Here is a 7,516-nt window from a genome sequence, read left to right as displayed (position 1 = left end):
GGCCGCGTTGCCCTCGAACAAGCGCGCGTCAATTGAAGGACACGCCACTAGCATGAACGTGCCGAGCCAAACGGAAGGGCCCTACGGGGGTAGGCGCATGGTCAACACGCTGGGCGACATGATCCGCGAGCGCGCCGTCGACCGAGGTGACGCGCCGGCGATCACGTACCAGGACCGCACGATCACCTACGCCGAGCTCGACGCCCGCTCCACTCAGGTCGCGCACGCGCTCCGCGCTGCGGGAATCGCCCACGGTGACCGGATGGCCGTGTTCGACAAGAACGTGCCCGAGTTCTTCGAGCTGCTGCTCGGCGCGGCGAAGGTCGGCGCAGTCCTCGCCGCGGTCAACTGGCGGCTCGCGCCGCCCGAGATCGCGCAGATCCTCAACGACGCGACCGCGCGGGTGCTCCTCGTGGGCGCCGAGTTCCTCCCGTGCCTCGAAGCGATCGAGCCGCGGCTCGAGACGGTCGAGCTCGTCGTCACGACGGAGTCGGGAACTACCCGCCCGGGCTTCGCCGAATGGCGCGACGCGCAACCGACCGACGATCTCCAGGTAGAGGTGTCGCCCGACGACGTCGCGGTGCAGTTCTACACATCGGGAACCACCGGGCTCCCCAAGGGCGTGATGATCGCGCACCGCGCGATGTTCTCCCTCGTGCCCGCGGCCAACGCCGCGCTGCGGCTGACGGCCGACAGCGTCGCCATGGTCGCGATGCCGTTGTTCCACGTCGCGGGCGCGGCCTGGGGACTCATCGGCCTGATGGCCGGCGCGCACTGCGTGCTGCTGAGGGAAGTCGACCCCCACACGATCCTCGTCGACGTCGAGCGGTACCGCGTCACCCACGCGGTGTACGTCCCGGCGGTGTTGCAGCTCCTGCTCGCGACTCCCGGCGTGGAGAGCACCGACTTCTCGAGCCTCGACACCATCCTCTACGGCGCGTCGCCGATCTCCGAAGACGTGCTCGTGAAGTCGCTCGAGGTGTTCGGTTGCCGGTTCCTCCAGGCGTACGGCCTCACCGAGACCGCCGGCGCGGTCGTGCTGCTGCCGCCCGAGGACCACGACGTGGGCGGACCGAACGCACACCGCCTGCGCGCGGCCGGGGTGGCGATGCCGGGCGTCGAGCTCCGCGTCGTCGATGCCGACGGGAACGATTGCGCGCTCGGCGATGTCGGCGAAGTGTGGATGAGGTCGCCCAGCAACATGGTGGGGTACTGGAACATGCCCGAGGCCACCGCGGCCGCGATCACAGGCGACGGTTGGTTCAAGTCGGGCGACGCCGGCTTCTTCGACGCCGACGGCTACCTCTACATCCACGACCGCATCAAGGACATGATCATCAGCGGCGGCGAGAACATCTACCCCGCGGAGGTGGAGAGCGTGCTCATGGGCCACCCGGCCGTCGCCGACGCCGCGGTGATCGGCGTGCCCGACGAGAAGTGGGGGGAGGCCGTAAAGGCCATCGTCGTGCGGGCGCCCAATTCCGATCTCGACGACCGTGAGCTCATCGCGTTCAGCCGCGAGCGGCTGGCGCACTTCAAGTGCCCGACGACGGTCGACTGGGTCGACACCATCCCGCGCAACCCGTCGGGCAAGATCCTCAAGACCGAGCTGCGCGAGCCCTACTGGCGGGACCAGGAGCGAGGGGTGCACTGAAATTGCCGTACGGTAGTTGGAGAGCAACACCGATTTGCCAAGAGTTCGCAACACGGAGGCCGTCATGACCGAGCGCATCATCTCCGCCGACTCGCACGTCGACATCAGCCGCGAGCGCGTCCTCGCGCACCTGCCGCGCCAGTACCACGAGGCATACCAGGAGAGCGGCTTGGCCATGATGCGCCAGATGATGGAGGGCAAGCCGCAGAAGCAGCTCAAGAACAAGCAGGGCACGACCAAGCAGAACACCACCGGTCCGATGCCGTCGGAACAGCCGTGGGAGGCCGCCGGGCGGCCGGGGGCGCACGACCCGCACGAACGTATGAAGGACATGGACATCGACAAGGTCGACGCCGAGGTGCTCTACACCAACATCACCGGCGGCACCGAGTTCTACGGCCTCGACAACGATGCATGCCTCGCGGCGTTCCAGGCGTTCAACAGCGCGGCGATCGAGTTCTCGTCGGTGAACCCCGACCGCTTGATCCCCGTCTACATCCTGCCGCTGCACGACATCGAGGAAGCAACGAAGGAGCTACAGCGGATCGCCAACGAGGGCGCGCGCGCGATCCAGTTGCCGCTCTATCCGTCCGACTGCGACCTCGCGCCGTACTGGGACGAGGTCTACGACCCGCTGTGGTCGGCCATCGAGGAGATCGGCACGCCGATCAGCCAGCACGTCGGCGCGAACGCGAACCTCTTCGAGATCATGCGGCGCGACCCCACGCCGGCGAAAGGCATCTTCCAGTCATTGCCGCCCATCTTCATGGCCGAGGTGATCGCGAGCTGGATCGTCCCCGGCGTGTTCGACCGGCATCCGCGCCTCAAGGTCGTGCTCGTCGAAGCGGGGCTGGGCTGGATCCCCTACTACATCGGGCGGCTCGACAAGATGGCCGACCGACACGGGTGGGAGCAGCTCGGGATGACCCTGCCGGAGCTCCCCAGCTACTACTGGCACCAGAACATGTTCGCCAGCTTCGAGGAGGACGCGTTCGGGATCCGGGTCCGTCACGACCTCGGGGTCGAGAACCTGCTGTGGGCCACCGACTACCCGCATCCCGACAGCACATGGCCGCACTCCCAAGAGGTCATCCACGAGCACTTCGACAACGTGCCCGAGGAGGAGATGCGCCTCATCATCGGCGGCAACGCCGCGCGCATCTACAACCTGTAGGAGCGCTCGGACCTCGCGATCTCGCTCCGGCCCTGAACCCGAGCTCAGGCCGCAACGCCGGCGTAGATCGCTTCGCCGGTTCTGGCCGCGGTCTCGCACACCTCGCGGCGCGCCTGGTCGGCGAACGGGTCGCCGGCGCGGGCACGCCACCGCTCGATGGTCGACAAGGCGGCCGACTTCACGGAGTCGGCACTCGCTCCTCCGCCGATTCCCAGCGCGGCTGCGGGCGTGCCCGCGAGGAGGAGGCGGTCGAGCTCTTCGCGTTCGCCGTCGCGTACCTGCGCGCTTCCCGAGGCCACGAGGTGCGCGGCGCGGATGCGAGCGAACTCGACACCGCTCGCCTCGATGCGTTCCGCCTCTCGGTCGACCGACTCGGCTAGTGCGGGGTTGGCAGCGCGCATATCACGGGCAAGGCTGCGCAGCGCGACCAGAGCGCTGCGAGCCTGCAGCGTGCGCGCGCGTGGAAGGAAGTGCTCGGCGATCACACGGCGCAGCTCCGTGAGCCCGGAGCGTTCGACCAGACGTGGCGCGAGCGTCGCCGCCGTCGTTGCCCCATTGTCACGGATTTCCTGGAGCGACAGGCGCACGCCGAACATCCCGAGCCGATCGAGCAGCGAACGGCGAACCTCGACGGTGAGGTCGCTTGCGTGCAGATCGCAGAAGTGGTCGGCCGACAGCAGCATCTGCTCGACCTGTTCGGGATCGGAGGCCGCGAGCGCGCGGAGCGCGGCGGCCTCGTCCTCCCTCATGGTGAGACCGGTCTCCGCGAGGAGACCGGCGAGCGGTACGACGGTCGCGCAGAGCTCACGCAATGTCGGATCATCGCGATAGCGAGCAGCGATCCGCGACGCCGACTCCATCGCGTCGAGACGGCCGGCGCCGATCTCGTCGGCTCGCGAGAGCACCGCGACCGCGTTCACGGGCGATGCCGCGGTGACGGAGCGGTCCATGAACGCGCTGAGGAAATCGACGTCGCTGCGGTGGGCGTGTCGCATGAGGTAGATCACCGCGTCGGCGTCGCTCGGGCTATCGGCGTCGACCTCGAGGAACTCGCGCGTACGCCGCGAATTCTCGTCGTTCAGGGAAGCCAGACCCGGCGTGTCGATGAGGGTGACCTGCTCGAGCGTGGACGCCGGCCACCGCACCTCGAGGACCGAGATCTCCCGTTCGGTGAGACCCCCGAGCTCGATCTGCAGCGCACCGTCCCCGCGCTGGAACGGGATCGCCCGTTCCTGGCCGTCGACGAGGCGCGCGCTGACCTGGTAGCTCTGCCCGCGGCGGTACCAGGACACGATCCGGGTGCACTCGCCGGCGTCGGTGGGCGCGAGCCGTTCCCCCACCAGCGCGTTCAGCATTGTCGACTTGCCCGCCTTGACGCGTCCCGCGATCGCCACCCGCAGCGGCCCCGAGAGCCGTTCACGAATCGACGCCAGCTCGGTCGCGTAGGCCGAGCCCGCCGTGTCGGGTTCGAGCGTGCCGATCAGGGCGAGGACCTGATCGGCGGCGGAACCGAAACCCGGCACCGAAGTGGTGACCGTCACGACGGCGTGCCTCCCGACACCTGACCCTGGATCGCGTCGAGCGCCGCGAGCATCTGCGTGACCTCGGCGGCGCGCGCTTGGCGTTGTTGCTGCGAGCGCTGCGTGTCGGCCTGCGCTCGCTGGCCGGTCTCGGTGTACGTTCGTTGCAGCTCGCCGAGACGTTCGGTGAACTCGTCGCGCAGATCGCGCTGCACCTCACGCACCATCGTGGTGAGCTCGTTCCCTACCTGGAACTGCACCTCGTCGAGGAACTGACGGACCTGGGTGCGTGCCGACTGCCGGCGAGCGGTGACCCGGCGCTTCCGGTCGTCGAGCAGCTGCACGGCGCCGAAGAGGGCGCCCGCGCCGATCGTCACGGGATTCGACATGAGCAGCGCGCCGGCCGCGGTGGGCAGAAAGCTTCCCATCATCCCGAACATGTAGATGCCGCCCTGTGCGCCACGGATGCCGGTGACGCCGGTCTGGAAGGCCCGCTTCCCCTTATTTTCCTTCTCGTCGATCGACTTCGCCTGCCACAGGTCGGTGACGTCGACGCTGTGCTCGCGGCCGGGACGATCCGGGAGGCCGAGCTGTTCCTCCTGCAAGAGCTCGACCACCTCCGCTTCGATCTCGCCGCACGCGCGCTCGATCGCCACAAACGCGTCGGTCACATGCTCCGCGACCTGCGTCTGCATGTCGCGCACCATCTCGTCCCACTCGTTGCCCTTGGTGAGCGCCTCGATCTGCTCGTCCATCGAGTCGGAGACCCTGCGCATCGAGTCTCGAAACCGGTACGTGACGTCGGCAGAGAGATCGTTGACGCGATCGCCGACGATCACGCTCCAGCGCGCACCCGGTCCGCGCAGGTACTCGAGGCGCGTCTTCGCCTGCTCGAGCTCGGCCAACCCCTCGGCGAGCGCCGCCGGGTCGGCCAGGAGCCGCTGCTCCTCGACGAGTCCCGCGCGCACCACCGACACGATGGCGCGGACATCGCCCATGGAGCGTTCGGCCGCGTGTTCCTTCGCCGGGGCGACGACGCCTTCGTCGAGCGCCTTGATCAGCAATGGGAACTGGGAGCGCTCGTTGAGCTCGCGATCCTTGCGCACGAGAGCCTCGTGGCGCAGTGCGCTCGACGCCACCGCGCTGGGAATATGCACACCGCTGCGCTCGAGATGGCCGCGGTTGAGGTCGAGGATGCGTTGCCAGGCCGGGTAGAGGTCGGTCTTCGTCTGCACGAACAACACGGTGGGACACAGCTCAGATGCCCGGCCGAGGAATTCGACCTCGGGCGCGCTCAGCTCGGCCGACGCGTCGGACACGAGGATCAGCCCGTCGGCAAAGGGAAGAAACGCGAGCGTGGCGGCCGCGTGCCCCGCGCCGAGTCCGCCCATCCCGGGGGTGTCGACGAGCACCAGCCCCTGGCGGAGGAGCGCGCTCGGGACCGCGATCTCGACACGTTCAACGCCGCGCTCGTTGCCGGGGTTGCCGGCTTCGGTGACCCACGTGTCGAGGTCTTCGATGTTGATGTGCTCTGCGACCAGTTGGCCGTCGACGCGACGTCGGACCGCGGCCGCGGGTTCGTCGGCGTAGCGCACGAGGGTGATCGCAGCCGTCGCCAGGTCGTCGTCGACGGGGCACACGTCGCGACCGAGGAGCCCGTTGACGAGCGAGCTCTTTCCCTGCTTGAACTCGCCGACCACACATACGACGGTCGCGGGCCGGCGCAGGCGCGCGGCGGCCGCGTTGGCGCGGTCGGCGAGATCGGCGCGCCCCAGCTTCTGGAGAAGACCGACAAGCTGCGGAACCGCGGTGTCGATGCCTGCCGGTGGGGGTGCGGTTGTCTGTGGCGCGGTGGTCATCGACGCGGCCTCAACCGAGGTCGTCGAAGAGCGCGTCGGTCGACGAATCGATCTCGTCGGCAGCCTGGATCTGGGTGCTGAAGTCGTCGGGCTCCGCTGCCGGGGACGCGTCGGCTACAGGGGCCGGGGCAGCCGGATCCGGCGTCGAGAAGTCGTCGGCGCCGGTCGCGGGGGCCGGTGCGGCTCCACCGTTGTCGACGCCCTGCGAGAACGTCGCGTCCTGCGCGCCGACCGGCTCGTGCTGCATCGCGGCGGCTGCGGGCTGGCCGCCTTCCAGCACGTCGTCGGCGAACACGTCGGTCAGCGAGCCGGCGTCGGCCTGCACCGCGCCCGCTTGCATGGTCGGCTGACCGCCGTCGGGCGCATCGACCTGCGCACCGCCGCCATCGGCGGCGACGCCCGCAGCCGGTCGCACGACCTTGTCGATGAGGCCCGCGATCGCATCGCTGTCGAGTTGGCCCACCAGATCGCCAAGGCCGCCGCTCTGCGACACCTTGCCGAGCAGGTCGCTGACCGCGTCGCCGCCCAACCCGCCGATGAGGTCGGCGGCGTTGCCCTGTCCGAGCGCCTTGCCGACCAGGTCCGCGGCCCCGTCGGCGCCGAGGCTCCCGACGAAGTCGTCGAGGCGACCGTCTTGGGTCAACGTGTTCACGAGGGTACCGACGTCGCTCCCGCCGAGCTTCCCGACGAGGTCGTCGACGCTGCCGAGCGCGCCACCCGCGCCGCTGCCGAGCACGGAGCTGCCCAACTCCTGGAGGTCGTCGGTACCGAATTGCTGGAGCAGCCCGCCGAGCCCGCCGAAACCGCCGTCCCCACCCGTTGCGGAACCGACCGCACCGGTGAGGGCGCCGACCGGGTCTTCGAGCAAGGCGGCGGCCGGGCCGAGGCTCGGGCCACCGAGCAGGTCCATGGCACCGGAGAGCGCCCCACTGTCGAAGCCGAGGTCGCCGAGCGCGCCACCGAGCGCAGGGCCGGCCCCGCTGAGCAGACCTCCCAGTCCGCCCCCAGCGGCGAGCCCGCCGAGGGAGCCCATGACGTCGTCGAGGCCGCCATCCCCGAGCCCGCCCAGGAAGCTGCTGAAGCCGCCGAGGTCACCGCCGGCGAGCCCGCCCAGCGCACCCGTCACCGAGTCGGGGAGGATGCCGCCGGCGCCGTCGATGAGCCCGCCGAGCGCGCCACCGAAGTCGCCACCACCGATGTCGCCGAGCGCGCCGAGCGCACCGGCGAAGTCGCCACCACCGATGTCGCCGAGCGCGCCGAGCGCGCCGAGCGCACTACCGAAGTCGCCACCACCGATGTCGCCGAGCGC

General features: G+C 69.6%; 5 protein-coding genes. 2 read left to right on the top strand and 3 right to left on the bottom strand.

Going from position 1 to position 7,516, the window contains the following annotated elements; genetic code table 11:
* Window positions 1-97: 97 nt before the first annotated feature.
* Together WD271_02125 and WD271_02120 are read left to right on the top strand one after the other, a co-directional pair.
* Window positions 98-1,654, top strand: coding sequence for a fatty acid--CoA ligase (locus WD271_02125; GenBank protein MEX1006623.1), 1,557 nt, complete (start codon window positions 98-100; stop codon window positions 1,652-1,654).
* A gap of 64 nt (window positions 1,655-1,718) precedes the next feature.
* Complete coding sequence (locus tag WD271_02120; GenBank protein ID MEX1006622.1) at window positions 1,719-2,828, top strand: amidohydrolase family protein; 1,110 nt, start codon at window positions 1,719-1,721, stop codon at window positions 2,826-2,828.
* Between the two features lie 44 nt (window positions 2,829-2,872).
* On the opposite strand, the gene WD271_02115 is transcribed toward WD271_02120, so the two are convergent.
* The 3 genes from WD271_02115 to WD271_02105 all read right to left on the bottom strand — a co-directional run.
* The gene (locus tag WD271_02115; protein MEX1006621.1) at window positions 2,873-4,369 is read right to left on the bottom strand and encodes a dynamin family protein; all 1,497 of its coding nucleotides are present in this window, start codon (window positions 4,367-4,369) and stop codon (window positions 2,873-2,875) included.
* Window positions 4,366-6,207, bottom strand: coding sequence for a dynamin family protein (locus WD271_02110; protein MEX1006620.1), 1,842 nt, complete (start codon window positions 6,205-6,207; stop codon window positions 4,366-4,368). The genes WD271_02115 and WD271_02110 overlap by 4 nt, the downstream gene beginning before the upstream one ends.
* A gap of 10 nt (window positions 6,208-6,217) precedes the next feature.
* Window positions 6,218-7,516, bottom strand: a 1,299-nt coding sequence (locus WD271_02105) for a hypothetical protein (protein MEX1006619.1), incomplete at its 5' end; no start/stop codon positions are given.

It is taken from the genome of Acidimicrobiia bacterium, from assembly GCA_040880805.1.
Taxonomy (GTDB): domain Bacteria; phylum Actinomycetota; class Acidimicrobiia; order IMCC26256; family DASPTH01; genus DASPTH01.
This window is presented reverse-complemented; position numbering and strand designations above follow the sequence as displayed.

Coding starts and splice junctions, on each gene's coding strand:
- WD271_02125 (MEX1006623.1), top strand. CDS start 98: ATGGTCAACACGCTGGGCGACATGATCCGCGAGCGCGCCGTCGACCGA.
- WD271_02120 (MEX1006622.1), top strand. CDS start 1,719: ATGACCGAGCGCATCATCTCCGCCGACTCGCACGTCGACATCAGCCGC.
- WD271_02110 (MEX1006620.1), bottom strand. CDS start 6,207: ATGACCACCGCGCCACAGACAACCGCACCCCCACCGGCAGGCATCGAC.